Genomic DNA, 20,492 nt, shown 5'->3' with positions numbered 1-20,492 from the left:
TTGCTGACCTGCACAATCGTTCAGGCTTGTGGCCGAGGCCGATAGCGTAGCCGGCTACTCGAATCTCCAGGCCGTTCGGCCAGTCAGCGCTCGCCGTACTCCAGCGGCGGCTCTGATGAATCGACCTTGCCGTAGCTGCTGATGGTCAGGCCATCGGGCCCGACTTCATAGCGCGCACCATCGGCGGGATTGACGGCCACGAAGCCGTTGCCCGACCGTTCGGCGGTGGGGATCTGGAGGTTGGCGCCGTCGCTGAGCCGCTCGCCGCGGTAGGAGAAGCTGTCGGAGCCGGTCTGACAGATCACCGCCAGGGAGGACGCGGTCCGGATCACCGCGGCCGGGGTGCTGCTCGCCGGGCACCGCGCGGTGTGGTCGATGAAGCCCTGCTCGTCGGTGCCGCTCACGTTGGCCGTCGCCGACCCGGACGTGGTCGTGGTGGTCGTCGGCGCTTCCGAGGTCGAGCTCGGCGGCGTCGGCGCGGTGAGTGTCTCGTGGGTGGAGGCGCCGTCACCGCCGCTGGCCAGAACCGCGGCCAGCACGGCGGCGATCCCGAACAGTCCCACCGTCACCAGCATCAGGGTGAGCTGGGTCCGGGTGAACCGCGGCTTGCGCTTCGGGGCCGTCTGCTGTGGCTGAGGCGGTGGTGCCGGTGGATATGGCGTGAAGCCGGTGTGGTCCGGATTGGGGTAGATCGACGAGAACTCGCGGGTGCCCGGTGGCTGCGGTTTCGGCTGCGGCTGTGGAGCGGGTGGGGGCGCGGCCGTGGGCGCGGGGGCGGGAGCCGGAGTGGGCGGCATCAAAGGCGGGGCCGACGCGGGAGCCGTGGCCGAGCCGGCCGCGACACGGGCGGCCTTGGCCAGTTCGCCTGCGCTGGGATAGCGGTCGACGGCGTCCTTGGCCATGCCCTTGGCCACGACGTCGTCGAACGCACGCGGTATGCCGCGGCGCATGATGCTCGGCCGTGGCGCCGGAGAGAACATGTGGGCGCTCATCAGCTGGCGCAGGTCACCGGCCTCATACGGTGGCCGGCCGATCAGCATCTCGTAGAGCAGGCAGGTCAGCGCATACACGTCGGCCGCCGGGCCGACCGGGCCGCCGGAAAACCGCTCCGGTGCCATGTACGCGCTCGAACCGATCAGCACGCCCGTCATCGTCACGCTGGCCTCGCCGCCGACGTGCGCGATGCCGAAGTCCACCAGGTAGGCGAAGTCATCCGGGGTGAGCAGCACGTTCTCCGGCTTGATGTCGCGGTGTACCAGGCCGTCGGCGTGCGCGGCGTCCAGCGCCGCGGCCACCTGAGTGATGATCGCGGTGGCCCGCACCGGGGTGAGCGGGCCGTTGGTGCGCAGCAGCTCCTTGACGCTGGCACCCTCGACCAGCCGCATGTCGATGTACAGCACGCCGTCGATCTCGCCGAAATCGTGCACGGGGATCACATGCGGTTCCTGCAGCCGCGCCGCCACGCGGGACTCGCGCCGGAACCGCTCCTGAAAGCTCGCGTCGGCGGCGATCTCGGTGCGCAGCAGTTTGACCGCCACCATGCGTTCCTTGACCGTGTCGTAGGCCCGGTAGACCTCGCCCATGCCGCCGACACCGATCAGCGATTTCAGCTCATACGGCCCGAACCGGGTGCCGAGGCGCGAGGCACCGGGAGGCGGCGTCATTTCACGATCCTTTCAGCCCTCCCCGACTGTCAACGGTCCGCCGACCGTGCCGGCACCAGCGCGGCGCATCGGGGTCCGCTGACGAGGATATACGTGTGCCGTCAGTCGAACGACGAGTGCGGGGCTCCCATACCCGGGTCGATCTTGGTCGGACCGGTGAGCGAAGGCGCGACCGGGAAATCGAAGATCGCCGTCGGAATGTACACCGTCGCACAGGCATTCGGGATGTCGACGACGCCTGACAGGCGGCCCTCGATGGGTGCGGCACCCAACAGCAGGTAGGCCTGCTCGGGGCTGTACCCGAATTTCGTCAGATAGTCGATCGCGTGCAGGCAGGCCCGCTGGTAGGACAGGTGCGAGTCCAGATACCGCTGCTCACCGTCGAGGGTCACCGAGGTCCCGGAGAAGGCCAGCCATTCGGAGTACTGCGGGTCGGTGTTGCCGGGCATGAATATTGCGTTCTCGCTCACACCGTAGGTGTCCATGCCACCGGGGATGACGTCGACGCGCAGGTCGATGAACCCACCCATCTCGATGGCCCCGCAGAAGGTGATCTCGCCGTCGCCTTGGGAGAAGTGCAAGTCGCCGACCGAGAGATTCGCCCCGTCGACGAACACCGGATAGAACACCCGGCTGCCCTTGGTGAGGTTCTTGATGTCCTGGTTGCCGCCGTTCTCGCGCGGCGGCGCGGTGCGGGCCGCCTCCCCTGCCGCCTTGGTGAAAGCATCCCCGGTGAGCCCGCCGAGGATCGCGTCGCGCGGTTCGGGCGGCAGGGCCAGCGGCGGCACCCGGTCGGGGTCGGTGGCGATCAGTGCGGCCTCGCGGGTGTTCCATTTCGCCAGCAGCCCGGTCGAGGGTGCGGTGCCCATCAGCCCGGGGTGCACGATGCCGGTGAATTCGACGTGCGGCACGTGCCGTGAAGTGGCCTTTTGACCGGAGAAGTCCCAGATCGCCTTGTAGGCGTCGGGGAACTGATCGGTGAGGAATCCGCCTCCGTTGAGCTTCGGGAAGATGCCCGTGTACCCCCAGCCCTGGCCGGCCAGCGGCCCGGAATCCTCCTGCGGGATGGGGCCGACATCGAGGATGTCGACGATGAGCAGGTCGCCGGGCTTGGCGCCCTCGACGGCGATCGGGCCGGAAAGCACGTGCACCGTGGTCAACGGGGCGTTGAGGATGTCGTCGGCGGAGTCGTCGTTGAGGATGGCACCGTCGAACCACTCGCGACAGTGCACCCGGAACGAGTCTCCCTGCTTGACCGTCACCGCGGCCGGGATGTCGGGATGCCACCGGTTGTGGCCCAGCTTCTCCTGTTCGGTGAACTTCTTGGTCGAGTCGAGTGGGAACACAACTTCGGGCATTGATTCTCCTTCAGGGAGGGGGCAATTTTTGGTGAAGCGGATTGGTGGTGACTTTCTGCCGCCGGCCGGCCGGTGGCGGACCGGTGGTGACCGCGGGACGATCGGCCGAGGCACGCGTCGCGTCCTGCAGTGCCATGGCGGACTTGTCCGCACGGCCGAGGTTTGGCGAGGCGATCATGCGGCGGGCGCGCGCGCCACAGTCCGGGCACTCGATCGCCGCGGGACGAGCATCCATCGAAAATCGCCGTTCGACGGGAGAGCAGCCGGACTCACAGCGAAACACATAGAGCACCAACAGATTTCCTAACGATCCGAGGGCGGACCTATGCGAGGTTACCTATATATGCCGATCTTGGCGCGCTGATTCGGAGACATTCGACGTCGGACGCAGGATCGCCGGCCAGCCCTGCCCTGTCATCGAAATTGCGCTGAGGGACAGAAATTGCGGACATCTCGTCCCTCCTTTCAATCTCGGCATTGGCCGCGCATCCGACTGGGGCTTCCCGTCCTGCGGTAGCTTCCACCCAAGGCGCGTCTGGCAATCCAGCCGGCAGATCAGGAGGGGCCCGGTGGGCGAAGTGAAACCTTTCTCGCCCTCGATCGACTGGAGCAACGAGCTTCTGCATTCCCTGTGGTGGCTGGCGCAGGCCTGGACCATCACGGCGGTCTGCACCCTGGCGGTACTGACCCTGATCGCCCGGTTCACCACGTGGGGCCGTCAGTTCTGGGCCGTCACCGGCGCGTACTTCACCGGGCGGCACAGCGTGAAGCCGTGGTTGATCCTGGCCGCGATGTTGCTGTCGGTGATCATCGGCGTGCGGCTGTCGGTGTTGTTCAGCTACCAGGGCAATGACCTGTTCACCTCGGCACAGGTCGCCGTCGAGGGCTTGGCCACCGGCAACGACGAGGTGAGAACTTCGGGGATCAGGGGTTTCTGGATCGCGCTGCTGACCTTCATGGTGCTGGCGGCCATCCTGGTCACGCGGGTGCTGATCGACCTGTTCATGACGCAGCGGTTCATGCTGGCCTGGCGCGCGTGGCTGACCGACCGGCTCACCGGCGACTGGCTCGACGGCCGCGCCTACTACCGGTCCCGGTTCATCGACCAGACCATCGACAACCCGGATCAGCGCATCCAGTCCGACATCGACGTGTTCACCGCGCTGTCGGGCCCACAGCCCAACACCCCGCACCAGACCAGCAACGGCACACTGCCTTTCGGCGCCATCTCGTCGATCGTCTCGGTCATCTCGTTCACCTCCATCCTGTGGAACCTGTCGGGTGAGCTCAGCATCTTCGGGCTCCAGATCCCCCGAGCGATGTTCTGGTCGGTGTTCGTCTACGTCGCCTTCGCCACGGTGATCGCCTTCGCGCTCGGCCGCCCGCTGATCCGGCTGTCCTTCAACAACGAAAAGTTCAACGCCGCTTTCCGTTACGCGTTGGTGCGGCTGCGCGACGCCGCCGAGTCGGTCGCGCTGTACCGCGGTGAGAAGGTCGAACGGTCGCAGCTGCGGGAACGCTTCGCCGCCGTCGTCACCAACTACAAACACTTCATCAATCGGACGTTGGCCTTCACCGGCTGGAACCTGTCGATGAACCACATCATCATTCCGCTGCCCTGGATGTTGCAGGCCCCGCGCCTGTTCACCGGTCAGATCCAGCTCGGCACCGTCAATCAGTCGGTGGCCGCCTTCGGCGCCATCCAGGATGCGCTGTCGTTCTTCCGCAACTCGTACGACACGTTCGCGGGCTACCGGGCCTCGATCATCCGTCTGCACGGCCTGGTGGCCGCCGACGAGCAGAGCCGCGCACTGCCGGAGCTGGCCGTCTCAGATCTCGCCGCCGGCACAGCCGGGCTCGTCGAACTCGGCGACGTCGAGGTGCGCAACCCAGCGGGCGAGCAGTTGATCGATGACCTCAGCCTGACCCTGGCCGCCGGAGAGGCGATGATCATCACCGGTAAATCGGGCACCGGCAAGACCACGCTGCTGCGCAGCATCGCCCAGCTGTGGCCGTACGCCTCGGGCACGGTGCGGTGCCCGCAAGGCGAGAACGAGACGCTGTATCTGTCGCAGGTGCCCTATGTCCCGCTGGGAGACCTCCGGACCGTGGTGTCCTACCCGCACCAACCCGGCGACCTGCCCGACACTGCGCTGCGGGAGGCCCTGCTCGCGGTCGCGCTGCCGCGCTACGTCGACCGGCTCGACGAGGACGGCGACTGGGCCAAGGTGCTCTCGCCCGGCGAACAACAGCGGGTGGCATTCGCCCGGGTGTTGCTCACCAAACCCAAGGTGGTGTTCCTCGACGAGGCGACCTCAGCGCTCGACGAGCCGCTGGAATTCATGATCTACAGCCTGATCCGGCGCGAACTGCCCGACACGGTGTTGGTCAGCGTCACCCACCGCAGCACGGTTCACCGCCACCACACCACGCACCTGGAGCTGCTCGGCGAAGGGCAATGGCGGCTGGGCCACGTCGACGACATCGAACCGGTCGGCGTGTAATGCCAGCTGGGGACCGCTCACGGGCTGTCGCAGCCGCTGGTCTGGTAAGACAGGGGACGGCGACACCGCGTAGTAAGGTAAGCCTTCGCACAATGCCCCACCGCCGCATCGTGCTCACCCCACCGACCACCAAGGGTTCCTGATGGCCGATTCCAGAGCCCCCCACACGGGGGTTGCTCGATGGATCCGTCGACTCGCCATTCCGGTGATTGTCGGCTGGATCGCGCTGCTCGCGTTTCTGAGCGTGACCGTTCCCCCGCTCGAGGTGGTCGGCCAGATGCGCTCGGTGTCGATGAGCCCCGAAGAGGCACCATCGGTGATCGCGATGAAGCGCGTCGGCAAGGTGTTCGACGAGTTTCACTCCGACAGCTCGGCGATGATCGTGTTGGAGGCCCAGGGGGACGGGGCCAAACTCGACGCTGATGCCCACCGGTTCTACAACGACATGGTCGACCGGCTCGAGGCTGACAAGAAGCACGTCGAGCACGTCCAGGATTTCTGGGGCGACCCGCTGACCGAGGCCGGCGCCCAGAGCAATGACGGTAAAGCCGCCTACGTGCAGGTGTATCTGGCCGGCAACATGGGTGAGTTGTTGGCCAACGAATCGGTGGAAGCCGTCCAGAAACTGATCGCGGAGCTGTCCCCGCCGCCGGGCCTCAAGGTATACGTCACCGGGCCCACCGCCCTGGCAGCCGACCAGCAGATCTCCGGCGACCGCAGCGTCAAGATCATCGAAGGCGTCACGTTCCTCGTCATCATCACGATGCTGCTGCTGGTGTACCGATCGATCATCACGGTGCTCCTGGTGCTGGCGATGGTGGTGATCGAGCTGTCGGTGGCCCGCGGCTTCGTCGCATTCCTGGGCTATCACAATCTGATCGGCCTCTCGACCTTCGCGACACAGCTTCTGGTCACGCTCGCGATCGCCGCGGCCACCGATTACGCGATCTTCCTGATCGGGCGATATCAGGAAGCCCGCAGTGTCGGCGAGGACCGAGAACAGGCGTATTACACGATGTTCCACGGCACCGCGCATGTGGTGCTCGGGTCCGGTATGACGATCGCCGGCGCGACGTTGTGTCTGCATTTCACCCGGCTGCCCTATTTCCAGACCCTCGGCATTCCGATGGCCGTCGGCATGACCGTCACGGTTCTGGCCGCGCTGTCGCTGGGGCCCGCGGTGATCACGGTGGCCAGCCGGTTCGGCAAGGTGCTCGAACCCAAACGCGCCATGCGCATCCGCTTCTGGCGGCGACTGGGAGCCTTCGTGGTCCGCTGGCCGGGGCCGGTGCTGCTCGGCACCATCCTGCTGTCGCTGGTGGGCCTGCTCACGCTGCCGGGCTACCGGACCAACTACAACGACCGCAACTACCTGCCCACCGATCTGCCGGCGCAGGAGGGCTATGCCGCGGCCGACCGGCATTTCTCGGCGGCGAAGATGAACCCCGAGCTGGTGCTCATCGAAACCGACCATGACATCCGCAATTCGGCCGACTTCCTGGTGATCGACAGGATCGCCAAACGGATCTTCAGTGTTCCCGGCGTCGGCAGCGTGCAGGCCATCACCCGGCCGCAAGGTGAACCGTTGGAGTTCAGCACCATTCCGGCCCAGATGAGCATGGGCGGGGTCATGCAGACCATGAACCGCAAGTACCTCACCGACCGCGCCGACGACATGCTGCTGCAGGCCGACGAGATGCAGAAGACCATCGACACGATGGATCAGATGATCGTGCTGATGCAGGAGATGAGCGGCATCACCCACAGCATGGTGGGCAAGATGGACCGGATGGTGGTCGACATCGCCGAATTGCGGGACCACATCTCGGATTTCGACGATTTCCTGCGTCCGCTGCGCAACTACCTGTACTGGGAACCGCACTGCTACGACATCCCGATGTGCGCCTCGATGCGCTCGGTGTTCGACGGCCTCGACGGTGTGGACACGATGACCGAGAGCATCCAGCAGCTGATGCCCGACATGCACCGCCTCGATGAACTGATGCCGCAGATGGCGACCATGATGCAGCCGCAGATCGAGACCATGCGGAACATGAAGACCATGATGCTGACCATGAATCAGACCCAGAAGGGCCTGCAGGATCAGATGGCGGCGATGCAGGACAACCAGACCGCCATGGGTACGGCATTCAACGACTCCAAGAACGACGACAGCTTCTATCTGCCGCCGGAGATCTTCAAAAACGCCGACTTCAAGCGCGGTATGAAGAGCTTCATCTCCCCCGACGGAAAAGCGGTGCGCTTCATCATCTCTCACCAAGGTGACCCGCTGACGCCCGAAGGTATCAAGCTCATCGACGGCATCAAGCTGGCCGCCAAGGAAGCCATGAAGGGCACGCCCTGGCAAGGGTCCAAGGTCTACATGGGCGGTACCGCCTCGGCCTTCAAGGACATGCAGGAAGGCAACAACTACGACCTGATCATCGCCGGCATCTCGGCACTGTGCCTGATCTTCATCATCATGCTGATCATCACGCGCAGTTTGGTGGCGGCCGCGGTGATCGTCGGCACCGTGCTCGTCTCGCTGGGAACATCGTTCGGCCTGTCGGTCCTGGTGTGGCAACACCTGCTTGGCATCGAACTGCACTTCATGGTGATGGCGATGGCGGTGATCGTGCTGCTGGCCGTCGGTGCGGACTACAACCTGCTGCTGGTGGCGCGGCTCAAAGAGGAACTGCCCGCCGGTATCAACACCGGCATCATCCGGGCCATGGGCGGCAGCGGGTCGGTGGTGACCGCGGCCGGTCTGGTGTTCGCGTTCACCATGATGTCGATGGTGGTCAGCGAGATGATCGTGGTGGCCCAGGTCGGTTCGACGATCGGACTGGGCCTGCTGTTCGACACCCTGGTGATCCGGTCGTTCATGACGCCGTCGATCGCGGCGTTGATGGGCCGTTGGTTCTGGTGGCCACAGCTGGTCCGGCAGCGGCCTGCGCGCGGTGTGGTGGCGCAGGCGCTGGAGCGCACCGGCCGCTGATGGCACCGGTGGCGTTCCGCGCCGCGTAGTGTCAAAGGCATCGGGACCACTCAGGCCCTCACAATCAAGGGGCCCGGCGTTGTCTGACATGTCTTCCTCGAAGGTTCGACTCAGCCCATCGAGGTGTCACAAATGACCAGAAGCGCTGAGGTGAAACAGCTTTCGTTGGGCGTCCTGGCCCACTCCCGGAAACCCGACGAGCGTAGGCTGCCCATCCACCCGGCGCACTTCAGCAGGATCGATCCACCGATGCGGCAACGTATCTTCGTCGAGCACGGCTACGGCGAGGAATTCGGCGCCACCGACGACGAACTGGCCGAGCTGGTCGGCGGCATCAGGACGCGCGAGGAGATCATCGCGGACTGCGACATCGTGCTGCTGCCCAAGGTGCAGGCGGAGGATCTGGCAGAGCTGAGGGAAGGACAAGTGGTCTGGGGGTGGCCGCACTGCGTGCAGGATGCCGCCCTCACGCAGATCGCGATTGACCGGCGGCTGACCTTGATCGCCTTCGAGGCGATGAACCACTGGCAGGCCGACGGTGGATTCGGTCTTCACGTCTTTCACAAGAACAACGAGCTCGCGGGTTACTGCTCGGTGCTCCATGCGATGCAACTGGCCGGAATCACCGGCAGCTACGGTCGTCGGCTCCGCGCCGCGGTCATCGGGTTCGGTGCGACGGCCCGCGGCGCGGTCACCGCACTCAACGCCCACGGCGTCGATGACGTCCGCGTCCTGACCAACCGTGAGGTGGCCGCCGTCGGGTCGCCGATCCACTCGACGCAGATCGTGCAAATGGGACGCGACAAGGAAACTCCCGAGCGGACGTGGGCCGATACACCGGAGGACGGGGTGGTGCCGGTGGCTCGCTTCCTCGCCGACAACGACATCGTCGTCAACTGCGTGTTGCAGGATCCCAACACTCCCCTGATCTTCGTCACCGAAGACGATCTGACCATGTTCGCCCCGGGCAGCCTGCTCATCGACGTCTCGTGCGATGCCGGTATGGGGTTCAGCTGGGCGACCCCGAGCTCGTTCACCGAGCCGGTCCGCATGGTGGGCGACCGCGTCTACTACTACGCCGTGGACCACAGCCCGTCCTACCTGTGGAACTCTGCGACCTGGGAGATCAGCGAAGCGCTGCTGCCGCACATCGAGACGATCCTCGCCGGCCCGACGGCCTGGGATTCGGACAATACGATCTCCCGGGCCATCGAGATTCGTGACGGCATCGCCATGAACGCTGACATCCTGAAGTTTCAGCACCGCCAGGATGTCTACCCGCATCTCGTCTACGGATAGATCCTCAGGCGACAGGTGCGCTGACCGCCGCGGCGATCAAGAGCTCCGCAGCGGCGTCGACGCGGGCACGGTCCGCGGTGACCAGACCGTCCTGGCACAGCCCGCGCAGGCCGGAGACCACCAATGTGGCACGCGCACAGGCGGTGTCGGCGGGGTAACCGATTGCTGACAGCGCCTGGGCTATCGGGGCGATCATGACTTCGACCGCGCTCCGGGCTGCCTCGCCGTACGTCTGAGGGTCGGTGACCGCCAGGCTGAGCACCTGCAACAGCAGGCGCACGTTGCGGCGTTCACCGCCACGCGTCAGCTCCCGCCACAAAGTCCGTGCCGCATCCACGAATTCGTCCGCACTGGTGACGGCGCTGAATATCTCGCCCAGCTGCGGACGGCTCGCCTCGAGGGCCTGCGCCAGCAGTTCCGCCCGATCACCGAAGTAGTACAGCAACATTCGCTTGCTCGTACCCAGGGCCTGGGCCATGGGCGCCAGCGACATCTCCCCGATGCCATGCTGCTCGAGGTAGCCGACGACACCGTTCAACAACTCTTCGCGCTTGACGGGATCCGCTGTCCTGGCCACTCCTTGACTGTACCGATCGGTACATTTATAGTCAAAGGCGTATCGATCGGTACATTTATTGCGGATTGAGGAGGAACTCATGAGCGGGCTTCGAGTTGCCGTCGTGGGTGCCGGCATCGGCGGGTTGACTACCGCGATTGCCATGCGTGCCAACGGGATCGATGCGACCGTGTACGAACAGGTGCACGAGCTCAAGGCCCTCGGCGCGGGGGTCTCGATAGCGACGAACGGATCGCGCATCCTGTCCCGCCTGGGAGTGGGCGACGCGGTAGCCGCGATCGCCGGACCGGTCACGCACTACCAGTTCCGCACCTGGCAGGCCGCTCCGATCGCCGGTGAGCCGTCCAACCTCGGCTTCGGGGATCCGGCCACGACCTGGTGCCTGCACCGTGGCGAGTTCCAGAAGGTCCTCGCCGACGCGCTACCCGCCGACGCCCTGCAACTGGGCCGCTCATGTGTCGGAGCCACCGAACACAGCGACGGGGTGCACGTCGAATTCGCCGATGGCTCGACGGTCGACGCGGATCTGCTCGTCGGCGCCGACGGTATCCACTCGCGCCTTCAGGGAAAGGTGACGCGTGCGGCCCAACCGGTCAGCGAGGGAATCATGGCTTACCGCGGGCTGATTCCCGCCGAGCGGCTGCGCGGCGCAGTCGGCATGAATGCCAGCTCCATGTGGCTGGGGCCGCAGCAGAGTTTCCTGGCCTACCCCGTGTCGGCCGGCGACCTCCTCAACATCGTGGCATTCGTCCCCACCAATCTGACAGTCACCGAATCATGGACCGCCCCTGGTGATGTCGCCGAACTCGCGGCCGCCTACCGGGGCTGGGATCCGAGGGTGTCGACGATCATCGAGGCGATGGATTCTACGTTCCGCTGGGGCATCTACGACCGCGAGCCCCTGGACCGGTGGTCGACCGACCGGATCACTCTGCTGGGCGACAGCGCGCACGCGGTCACACCGCATCTCGGACAGGGCGCCAACCAGGCCATCGAAGATGCGATCACCTTGGCCGTGATCTTGCGCGATGCCGGATCCGGCGAACTCGGAGCGCGACTGCGTCGTTACGAACAGCTGCGCATGGACCGTACCCGCCATGTGCGCCGGCAGGCACGTGCCGCGGGGTCCATCTATCGCTCGACAGAACTCACCCCTGAGACGCAGGCCGACCAATTGCACACGATCCTCGACAGTGTCGCCATCAACACCTATGACGCCGAGCGGGTCGCCGAGAACACGGACCGGGCCGCCTGAGTCAGCGGATGAGCAGCGCCGCTTCCTGCGGAGTGACCAAGCGCTCCTGCTTGGCGGGATACCGCCGGCTCTTGATGGGACAGCGGATCAGCGAGAGGGCGATCCGCGCGGTGCGCGTGTCAACTGTTCGACTGATATACACGGCGGTTCACTCCGTTCTGCTGATTGGTCATCCTCGGATCTGGCTGTGTCTGATACACGGTTCGCGGGTGCATCGGGTTCACGGCTCCCCCGGAAGCATGGGCACGCCGGGCAGCATCGGGTACGCGCCTGTCGATCCGGGAACAGTGCTCACCGGCCCGGTGAGGCCGGGCTGAGCGTTGTGCCCACCCGTCAGTATCGACAGCAGCGATGCGTAGTCGTCGATGGCATGGACCAACGCACCGGGATCGAACGGCACTGCGGGCGGCTGGTCATCGGTGGGCAGCGGCATCCGCGGCGCGGCCGCGGCGGATGCATTGCTCACCGCCAGGACCGCCAATGCGCCGGCGGCACTCAGCGCCACACAGCCCAGAAGCCGGCCAATGGTGGTGTACGCAGACATGGTGCTCTCCCCGATCCGACGTGAAGTGCGTTTGTTGCACTTGAGTCACTTGGGAAACATTGGTCCGCAACAGTCACATTTGGGGCACGCCATCATCACAAATCGCACCCTATGGCGTGGCTTGGCCTTGGCCAGACGGCAGCTGTGAGAGCCTCCCGCGCTCCCGCGCTGGTCAGTTCTCCTTCAAGCCCAAGGCTCGGGCCATCGTGAAGAACAGGTCGGTCTGATCGGTCAGGCCGACGACGTTGGCCGCGCCGGGACCGTAGGCCGCGATACGCAACTGGGATCCCGTGTGGCCCTGATCCATGGCGTCGAGGTTGTCCGACGTGCCGTACGAGATGGTCAGGTCTTGGCCGTCCTTGCCGCGCAGCACCCGCGTCAGGCCCGGGTAGATGGCGTCGCGGGTGACCTCGAAGGGCAACTTGGCTTCGGCAGCGGCGTCGCGGACGTCGTCGGCGCTCATGGACTCCACGATCTGGCTGCTGTGGGCGTGGTCGGCGGTGACGATGACCAGGGTGTCCTTGTTGTCCTTGGCGAAGTCGAGGGCCACCTTTGCCGCCTCGTCGAGGTCGACCGTCTCGCCGATCTGACCGCACGGGTTGGCGGCGTGGTCCTGCTTGTCGATCGAGGCGCCCTCGACCTGCAGGAAGAAGCCATCGCCGTCACCCTTGAGCAAATCGATGGACTTCTTGGTCATGGCAGCCAGGGTGGGCACCGAAGTGCCGCGCTCGGTGTTGTCCTTGCACTCGACGGCCGGCTCCAGATAGCCGCCTTTCGCCGCGACCGGCCCGCTCCACCGCGTCGGCATGTTGCCCTCGTCGAACAGGCCGAGCAGCGGCGCCTCCTGGCTTGCCGTGTCGGCCTTGTCGAGTTCGTCGGCGTTGCGCACGATGGTGAAGCCGCGTTCCTTGGCCTGAACTTCGAGCGTCTTTCCTTGGTAATCCCCGGCTTTGGCGGTCTGCTGGAAGGTTTCGGCACCGCCGCCCATCACCACGTCCGCGCGGGTGTTGAGCAGCTGCTCGGTGATCGATCCTTTGCCGCCCTTCTCCAGGGCATTGGTCGGGCATTTCGCGGTCGTCTCATCCGGGCCGTAGCACTTGCGTCCGGTGACATGCGCGAGTTGCACGGCCGGGGTGGCGTCCTGGACCTCAGAGGTCGTGATGTCGCCGGTGGCCTTGCCCGCCTCCTTGGCCAGCTGCAGCAGCGTCTTCTGATCCTTGCCGTGGATGTCCACCGCGATGGCACCGTTGTAGGTCTTGGTGCCGGTGGCCCAGGCCGAACCGCTGGCCGCCGAGTCGGTCACGTACGTGGGCTTGCCGCTCTTGTCCAGCGAGTAGTGGGTGTACTGGCCGGTCAGCGGGAAGGCGTCGAGACCCGGAAAAGCGCCGCCCGCGCCGTGGGCGTAATTGCGCGCCACGGTGATCTCGGAGTCGCCCATGCCGTCACCGATCAGCAAGATGACGTTCTTGGCGCCGGTGTTCTTGATGGAGTCGGCGATCAGTGCGGCGCGGTCCTCTCCGGCCCGGGTGGCACCGCCGTGCTCGGAGATGGTGCCTTTCGCGGCGGGCTCCAGCACCGGCAGCGACGCGTCGTCGTTCTTGCTGCCACCGCAGGCCGCGGCCAATGCCGCCGTACACACCAACGCCGTCACCACATACCGCCTGCGCGTCATCCACGTCTCCGTATCGTCATCGTCGTCATCTCCGTCAAGCCCACACATGGTTGAAGCCGCATGTGAACCGGCGCTTTCGCGACAGTCGACACCTGGGTAACGCCAATCAAACAGATAGCCGGGCTAGCGGCACCCGTGGTTGCGACGACCCCTACGACGGGTACTTGCAGTAGGAACTACCTGGCTTTTTGCCGCGTCGATCTTGCCCAGCCACCTTTGCCCGCATTGGTACGGTGCGGCAAGACGAACGGGGAGGCCGATGACCAACCGCACCGCAACCTGCTTTATCGGGGCTCTGGCGATCGGCCTGGCCGCCACGGCGTGTAGCCCGGTGACCGAGAAAGCCGCGGCCACGACCACGACCGCGCCGCCCACCACCGTCACCACCACGACGGCCGCAAGCGGCGAGGCGTTGGTATCGCTGTTGCCGACACCGGCGGATGTGCAGCAGACCAAGGGACCCGATGGCATCGCCGACGGTGGTATCCACCTGCACTACCAGGTCAACGGATCACCGAATGACGTGATGAACGCGTACAAGAACGCCTTGCAGGGCAAGGGATGGGCGCTCACCACGATCATCACCTCAAGCGGAGGCGGAGGCGGCGGAGCCACCTACACCGGAACCCACGGCGACGCCTACGGGGTGTTCGACGGCGGCGGATACGCGAGCACCACCTACATCGACATCTGCGCCTGGCCTGCCAAGCCGGCGAATCCCGACTGCAGTCGCGGCGATCGTTAGCGAGGCGTTTTCGGGCCGGTTGCACGGCGGGGCATCGAAACACCGACAGCCGCGCACCTCATCTTCCGGAACGCCCTGGAGGCCGCGGTTGCGCCGTTCTGAAATCACAACGTAGCCAACGTGTTGCGTGTGATGTACCCATAGGCGACTGTTGACGGCCTTACGCTAGAGCACATGTCCGGCCCGCCCGCGGGTTCGCGGTCTACGGTTGCCAAGTTGGCCATGCACTGTGTGCTGGCCGGATTATTGGCGGCGATGTTGATGTTCCCGGTCGTCGGGGGTGTCGGCATCATGATGGCGCGGCTGTCGGACACGGTGGCACAGGATTCGGCACAAGTCCTCGAAGGTGACACGCCTGGCGTCACCACCATGGTCGATGCCTCCGGTGAACCGATCGCCTGGCTGTACGAGCAGCGTCGGTGGGCCGTGCCCAGCGAACGGATCGCCGACACCATGAAGCTGGCGATCGTCTCGGTGGAGGACAAGCGCTTCGTCGAGCACGGCGGGGTGGACGTCCAGGGAACGCTGAACGGCCTGTTCGGCTACATGCGCGGCATCGACGACGTACGCGGCGGGTCGACCATCGAGCAGCAGTATGTCAAGAACTACAACCTCCTGGTCAAGGCGAAGACCGATGCCGAGCGCCGGGCCGCCGTCGAGATCAGCCCCGCACGCAAGCTGCGCGAGATCCGGATCGCGCTGGCGATGGACAAGACCCTTCCCAAGAGCGAGATCCTGGCCCGGTATCTGAATCTCGTGTCGTTCGGCAACGGGTCATTCGGCGTGCAGGACGCGGCACGTACGTACTTCGGCGTCGACGCCGCAGACCTGACCTGGCCGCAGGCCGCCCTGCTGGCCGGCGTGGTGCGCTCCACCAGCAGCCTGAACCCCTATACCAACCCCGACGGTGCCCTGGCCCGACGCAATCTCGTGCTCGACACCTTGATCGACTATCTGCCGGACAGGGCCGAGGAACTACGCGCCGCGAAGGCCGCACCGCTGGGGGTGCTCCCCCAGGCCGACCCGCTTCCGCAGGGCTGCATCGCCGCGGGGAATCGCGCCTTCTTCTGCGAGTACGTCCTGCAATATCTGGCGCGCGCCGGACTCACCATGGAGGACGTCGCGCGCAACGGATATCTGATCCGCACCACGCTTGATCCCAAGGTGCAGGACAGCGTCCAGTCGGCGATCGAGAAGTACGCAGACCCCAATGCCGCCGGGGTCGCGAGCGTGATGAACGTGATCACGCCGGGCAAGGACACCCATCGAGTGATCGCAATGGGTGACAGCCGCACGTACGGACTGGACCTCGATGCCAACCAAACCGTACAGCCGCAGCCCTTTTCGTTGGTCGGTGACGGCGCCGGGTCGATCTTCAAGATCTTCACCACGGCCGCCGCTCTCGACATGGGGATGGGCATCAAAACTCAACTCGACGTCCCCGGAACCTTCATGGGCAAGGGCCTGGGTAGCAGCGATACTCCCGGTTGTCCGAGGGAAACCTGGTGTGTGCGTAACGCACACGGCTTCCCCGGCTCTCTGAATGTCACCGATGCCCTGGCACAATCGCCCAATACGGCGTTCGCCAAACTCATCTCGCAGATCGGTGTACCGCGTGCGGTGGACATGGCGGTCCGGCTGGGATTGCGGTCCTACGCCGAACCCGGCAGCGCCCGCGACTACAACCCCGATTCCAACGAGAGCATCGGCGATTACGTGAAACGCCAGAACATCGGATCGTTCACGCTCGGCCCGCTCGAACTGAACGCCCTCGAATTGGCCAACGTCGGGGCGACTCTCGCCTCGGGCGGGACCTGGTGCCCACCGAACCCGATCGACAAGATCTTCGATCGGCACGGCCGCGAAGTAGGGGTGCAGACCGTTCCCTGCGACCAGGCGGTACCCGAGGGCCTCGCCAATACCATGGCCAATGCGCTGGCCAAGGATCACTCGAACGGAACAGCTGCCGGCGCAGCGAGTTCCGTCGGCTGGAAGCTGCCGATGTCCGGCAAGACCGGCACCACCGAGGCCCACCGGTCATCGGGTTTCCTCGGCTTCACCAACCGGTACGCGGCCGCCAACTACATCTTCGATGACTCCTCGTCACCATCGGGGTTGTGCTCATACCCGTTGCGCAAGTGCGGCGAAGGCACCCTGTTCGGCGGCACCGAGCCGGCGTTGACCTGGTATGCCGCAATGAGTCCCATCGCCGACGCGTTCGGTGCCGTCGCCCTGCCGCCCACCGATCCGCGATACGTCGACGGCGGTCCCGGCGGCGAGATTCCAAGTGTGTCCGGAATGAAGGTCGACGAGGCGCGTAAACGGCTGTTGGACTCCGGCTTCCGGGTGGCCGACAAACCCACGCCCGTCAACAGCAACGCCACCAAGGGTTCGGTGGTCGGAACAACCCCGAGCGGCAGGACCATTCCGGGCTCGATCATCACCATCAACACCAGCACGGGCTATGTGCCGCCACCGCCGCCGGTCTTCGTCCCGGGTCCCGAGATGCCGCCGCCACCAGGACTCAACGAGCTGGGGCCACCCCCGCCACCGAACGTCATCGAGATTCCCGGGCTGCCGCCGATAACCCTGCCCGCCCCGGCTCCGCCGCCGCCACCACCGCCGCCACCACCGCCCGCGTAACCGCAGTTCAGGGCGGGCAATCCGGCGCCAACGCATCGGTAGGTTTGAAAATCGACGGATCTGGCAATTCTCTTCGGCGACAACACTTCAGTTGCACCCGAGAGGATCGAACCGACCATGATTGTGCTGGGCATCATTCTTCTGTTGATCGGCTACTTCGCCGGCATCTCGATCCTGTACACGATCGGCGGCATTTTGCTGGTGATCGGGATCATCCTGTGGATCCTCGGGGCCGTCGGCCGCCCCGTCGGCGGGCGAAAAGTGTGGTTCTAGCGGCCTAATGCGCGACAATTCTGCTGGGAACCAATTGATTTCGTAGTTCGACGCGCTACTCAGAGGCTGTGGCGAGTGTGCCCGCACACTCGCCACAGCCTCTGTCTGTCCTACCTGCGAGCGACGGATAGACCTTAGGAAACGATGGGCGGGGCGTCGATCCGTGCCGAGATCTGCTTGACGATCTTGACAGCCGAATCCGCCGGGTTGGCACTGCAGGTGTTGACGTCGACGACGATGTTGTTGTTCGCGGTCAACGCGCGACCACACGCCCATCCGCCGGCTTGGGCATTGGACTGGGTGGCGACCGTGCTCAGCACGCCGTCTTTGTCCGAAATGGGCCCTACATCCCACAGCGTCCCGGATTGCGTGTGGGTGTAATGCTTGCACGCCGGCCACTGTCGAGCCGAGGAGTCGTAAAAGGCCTTGGCCTGTTCGGCGTCGGCGAATCGAACCACAGCCTGCTTGGCGTAATGAGCGAGGACGTCCGGCTCCCCTAACGTCACCTCTTGCTCGTCGGTGAATCCACTGTCGGCGTACACCGGCGCCTGCGCGGCACCGTCCACCGCCAGGCACTCGCGGGGCTCCATCGTCGCACTGTCATCAGACATTTGAGAGTCCGTACCCGTGACAGCCATTTGCCCGGCTGCCAGCGCCGCATTGATCTGTTCGGTTGAGAGGAGTAATCGGGGCAGGGCCTTCTGCCTTAGTGGCGTCGGAGGAAACGACGTGATCATTGGTGTGGTCGAGGTGTTCTCGGCTGACGGTTCTGCCGATTGACCGCAGCCCGCGGCAAGTGCGCAAGCAGCGGCGATGGTGATCGCGATGGTCGCAAAGCGCATTCGTCGTTCCCCCATTTCTGCGCCGGCACTCTTTAGTCACAGGGATGTCGAACCGTGGCCGATAAATCAAGGAAAACAGCGTAGGCGTAGCGGACGCAGGACATTGCCGATAACGTTCGAAGACTTTTCTGAACCGTTACCGAAACATCACCAGCTGGGACGCGGACAAGTGTTGAGTGGGGCGGGCGGGGCTCGAACCCGCGACCAATGGATTATGAGTCCACGGCTCTAACCGACTGAGCTACCGCCCCCGGGCGCGTCTGCGCCGCAATATGGTCGCACACGCTGCGGGCACAGATGCCAATGAGGGGCCGCAGGCAGGCATGCCGTGGTTACGCTCACCGCATGATCCGCTTTCTGCTGCGCATAGCGATCTTCCTCGGTTCCTCGGCCATCGGCTTGTTGGTTGCCGCCTGGCTGGTCCCCGGCGTCTCGGTGTCGGCGTGGGGCTTCATCACCGCAGTGGTGATCTTCGCCGTCGCTCAAGGGATCCTGTCGCCGTTCTTCCTCAAGATGGCCAGCCGCTACGCCTCGGCATTTCTGGGCGGCATCGGGCTGGTCTCCACCTTGGTCGCGCTGGTCCTGGCCTCGGTACTCACCCACGGCCTCAGCATCCGCGGTGTCGGCTCCTGGATCGCCGCGACCGTGGTGGTCTGGGTGGTCACGGCCGTGGCCACGGTCGTGTTGCCGGCACTGTTGCTCAAGAAGAAGGTGGCCTCGAAGTAGCGGTCGTCGGTGGGATCATGGCCCACGTGCCTTCTCACGCGTTCGCCTCTGACAATGCCGCGCCCGCACACCCGAAGGTGATCGACGCGATCGTCGCCGCCAACTCCGGCGCCGTCGCGTCCTACGGGAACGATCCCGCCACTGAGCGCGCGGCCAAGGCCATCAAGGCCACATTCGACTCCCCCGACGCCGAGGTGCTGTTCGCACTCACCGGCACGGCGGCCAACATCATCGCGCTGGCGTCGGCCGTCCGGCCGTGGCAAGAGATTTTGTGCAGCGATATCGCGCACTCCCTGGTCGACGAGGCAGGTGGGCCGGTCCGGCTGTCGGGCGCTCCGGTGACAAAGCTGCCCAGCGACAACGGCCTGATCGACCCGACCGTGCTCGACATCGCGGTGGCCCGCCGCGGCCCGGTGCACCACTCGCAGCCACGGGTCGTCACCATCACGCAATCCACCGAGAACGGCCGCGTCTGGAGTCCGCCCGCCATCAAGGACTTCATCGACCATGCCCACGATCTCGACCTGCTCGTGCACGTTGACGGCTCCCGCATCGCCAATGCCATTGCAGCCCTGGATATCTCTGCGTCAGAGGCCATCGCCGACGCGGACATCGTCACCGTGGGCGGCACCAAGAACGGCATGCTGATGGGCGACGCGATCCTGGTGCGCCGCCCCGAGTTGTTCGACGGCATTCACTTCGTGCAGAAGCAGATCGGCCACCTGGCCAGCAAGCAACGCTTCATCGCGGCGCAGTTCGAGGCGATCTTGCGCGATGAGCTGTGGCTGCAGACGGCTGCTCACGCCAATCTGATGGCCGCCCGCCTCAGCAAGGGCTTGCACGCGCTCGGCCTGCCACTGGCCGCGCCCACGGAAGCCAACGAGATATTCGTCGACCTCGAACCCGCTGCCTACGCCGCGGTCTCGGCCGGCTACTCCGTCCACCGTCCCGATCCGCACCGGCCCACCGTTCGGTTCGTGTGTTCGTGGGCCACCACCGAAGCCGAAGTCGATGACGTTCTGCGCCTCGTGTCGTCGATTTCTACCTGAGGGTGGCGATGTCACGGGCGAGTTCAAGGGGTCGATGCAACAGTTGGTGGATTTGAGAGTAGTTCGGTGAGGGCTTCGGCTGGGGTTTTCCATCCCAGGGTCTTGCGGGGTCTTCCGTTGAGTTCGGAGGCGACCTGGTCGAGGTATCCGGGCCCCCACAACGAGAGATCTGTCCCTTTCGGGAAGTATTGGCGCAGCAGTCCGTTGGTGTTCTCATTGCTGCCGCGTTGCCATGGCGAATGCGGGTCGCAGAAGTAGATGTCGAGGTCGGTGGCTTTGGCGATGGCCTTGTGGTTGGCCATCTCCGAGCCCTGATCCCAGGTCAGCGACAGACGCAGATGCT

Annotated in this window: 17 protein-coding genes and 1 tRNA gene; 9 read left to right on the top strand and 9 right to left on the bottom strand. The window is 65.2% G+C overall.

Translation table 11 applies throughout. From position 1 onward, the window contains the following. Positions 1–83: 83 nt before the first annotated feature. Positions 84–1,664 carry a serine/threonine-protein kinase gene (locus H977_RS0115185; RefSeq protein WP_029108653.1) on the bottom strand — a complete coding sequence of 527 codons (1,581 nt, stop codon included), beginning with the start codon at positions 1,662–1,664 and terminating at the stop codon, positions 84–86. Between the two features lie 101 nt (positions 1,665–1,765). Then, a complete protein-coding gene (gene fmdA / locus H977_RS0115180) occupies positions 1,766–3,022 on the bottom strand; it encodes a formamidase (RefSeq protein WP_029108652.1) in 1,257 nt (418 codons plus the stop codon). Between the two features lie 569 nt (positions 3,023–3,591). On the opposite strand from fmdA, the gene H977_RS0115170 reads away from it, so the two are divergent. The 3 genes from H977_RS0115170 (at position 3,592) to H977_RS0115160 (ending at position 9,823) form a co-directional block, all read left to right on the top strand. Then, positions 3,592–5,526: an ABC transporter ATP-binding protein/permease gene (locus H977_RS0115170; protein ID WP_029108650.1), complete on the top strand. Its 1,935-nt coding sequence runs from the start codon at positions 3,592–3,594 to the stop codon at positions 5,524–5,526. A 142-nt stretch (positions 5,527–5,668) separates the two neighbouring features. Then, positions 5,669–8,524 carry an MMPL/RND family transporter gene (locus tag H977_RS0115165; protein WP_029108649.1) on the top strand — a complete coding sequence of 952 codons (2,856 nt, stop codon included), beginning with the start codon at positions 5,669–5,671 and terminating at the stop codon, positions 8,522–8,524. A 132-nt stretch (positions 8,525–8,656) separates the two neighbouring features. Next, positions 8,657–9,823, top strand: a complete 1,167-nt coding sequence (locus H977_RS0115160; RefSeq protein WP_029108648.1) for a N(5)-(carboxyethyl)ornithine synthase — start codon at positions 8,657–8,659, stop codon at positions 9,821–9,823. Between the two features lie 4 nt (positions 9,824–9,827). Here H977_RS0115160 and H977_RS0115155 read toward each other — a convergent pair whose 3' ends face one another. Beyond that, on the bottom strand, positions 9,828–10,400 hold the full coding sequence (locus H977_RS0115155; protein WP_029108647.1) for a TetR/AcrR family transcriptional regulator: 573 nt from the start codon (positions 10,398–10,400) through the stop codon (positions 9,828–9,830). Between the two features lie 79 nt (positions 10,401–10,479). Here H977_RS0115155 and H977_RS0115150 point away from each other — a divergent pair, with 79 nt between their 5' ends. Continuing rightward, the gene (locus H977_RS0115150) at positions 10,480–11,655 is read left to right on the top strand and encodes an FAD-dependent monooxygenase (protein ID WP_029108646.1); all 1,176 of its coding nucleotides are present in this window, start codon (positions 10,480–10,482) and stop codon (positions 11,653–11,655) included. Position 11,656: 1 nt separating this feature from the next. Here the strand turns inward: H977_RS0115150 and H977_RS35635 are convergent, their stop codons facing one another. From H977_RS35635 to phoA, 3 genes are all read right to left on the bottom strand, one after another. Continuing rightward, entirely contained in the window at positions 11,657–11,797 is a 141-nt protein-coding gene (locus tag H977_RS35635; RefSeq protein WP_196808252.1) for a hypothetical protein, read from the bottom strand. Between the two features lie 78 nt (positions 11,798–11,875). Then, positions 11,876–12,199 (bottom strand): hypothetical protein, encoded by a 324-nt coding sequence (locus H977_RS0115145; protein ID WP_029108645.1) that lies wholly within the window; start codon positions 12,197–12,199, stop codon positions 11,876–11,878. A gap of 172 nt (positions 12,200–12,371) precedes the next feature. Further along, a complete protein-coding gene (gene phoA / locus H977_RS0115140; RefSeq protein WP_029108644.1) occupies positions 12,372–13,871 on the bottom strand; it encodes an alkaline phosphatase in 1,500 nt (499 codons plus the stop codon). A gap of 259 nt (positions 13,872–14,130) precedes the next feature. On the opposite strand from phoA, the gene H977_RS0115135 reads away from it, so the two are divergent. The 3 genes from H977_RS0115135 (at position 14,131) to H977_RS35325 (ending at position 17,532) form a co-directional block, all read left to right on the top strand. Further along, positions 14,131–14,616, top strand: a complete 486-nt coding sequence (locus tag H977_RS0115135) for a hypothetical protein (protein WP_029108643.1) — start codon at positions 14,131–14,133, stop codon at positions 14,614–14,616. Positions 14,617–14,790: 174 nt separating this feature from the next. Continuing rightward, positions 14,791–17,259, top strand: coding sequence for a transglycosylase/D,D-transpeptidase PonA2 (ponA2, locus tag H977_RS0115130; protein WP_029108642.1), 2,469 nt, complete (start codon positions 14,791–14,793; stop codon positions 17,257–17,259). Positions 17,260–17,376: 117 nt separating this feature from the next. Beyond that, a complete protein-coding gene (locus H977_RS35325; RefSeq protein ID WP_090431476.1) occupies positions 17,377–17,532 on the top strand; it encodes a hypothetical protein in 156 nt (51 codons plus the stop codon). Between the two features lie 134 nt (positions 17,533–17,666). Here the strand turns inward: H977_RS35325 and H977_RS0115120 are convergent, their stop codons facing one another. Together H977_RS0115120 and H977_RS0115115 are read right to left on the bottom strand one after the other, a co-directional pair. Continuing rightward, positions 17,667–18,269, bottom strand: a complete 603-nt coding sequence (locus tag H977_RS0115120) for a sensor domain-containing protein (RefSeq protein WP_231395977.1) — start codon at positions 18,267–18,269, stop codon at positions 17,667–17,669. A gap of 282 nt (positions 18,270–18,551) precedes the next feature. Next, a tRNA-Ile gene (locus H977_RS0115115) sits at positions 18,552–18,625 on the bottom strand. Between the two features lie 94 nt (positions 18,626–18,719). Here H977_RS0115115 and H977_RS0115110 point away from each other — a divergent pair. Further along, positions 18,720–19,100 (top strand): phage holin family protein, encoded by a 381-nt coding sequence (locus tag H977_RS0115110; protein WP_029108640.1) that lies wholly within the window; start codon positions 18,720–18,722, stop codon positions 19,098–19,100. A 17-nt stretch (positions 19,101–19,117) separates the two neighbouring features. Next, positions 19,118–20,149 carry a threonine aldolase family protein gene (locus tag H977_RS0115105; protein ID WP_196808251.1) on the top strand — a complete coding sequence of 344 codons (1,032 nt, stop codon included), beginning with the start codon at positions 19,118–19,120 and terminating at the stop codon, positions 20,147–20,149. 23 nt (positions 20,150–20,172) lie between these two features. Here H977_RS0115105 and H977_RS0115100 read toward each other — a convergent pair. Further along, a partial coding sequence (locus tag H977_RS0115100) for an IS30 family transposase (RefSeq protein ID WP_029108638.1) occupies positions 20,173–20,492 on the bottom strand: 320 nt, incomplete at its 5' end.

This window comes from Mycobacterium sp. URHD0025, from assembly GCF_000426065.1.
Classification (GTDB): domain Bacteria; phylum Actinomycetota; class Actinomycetes; order Mycobacteriales; family Mycobacteriaceae; genus Mycobacterium.
This window is presented reverse-complemented; position numbering and strand designations above follow the sequence as displayed.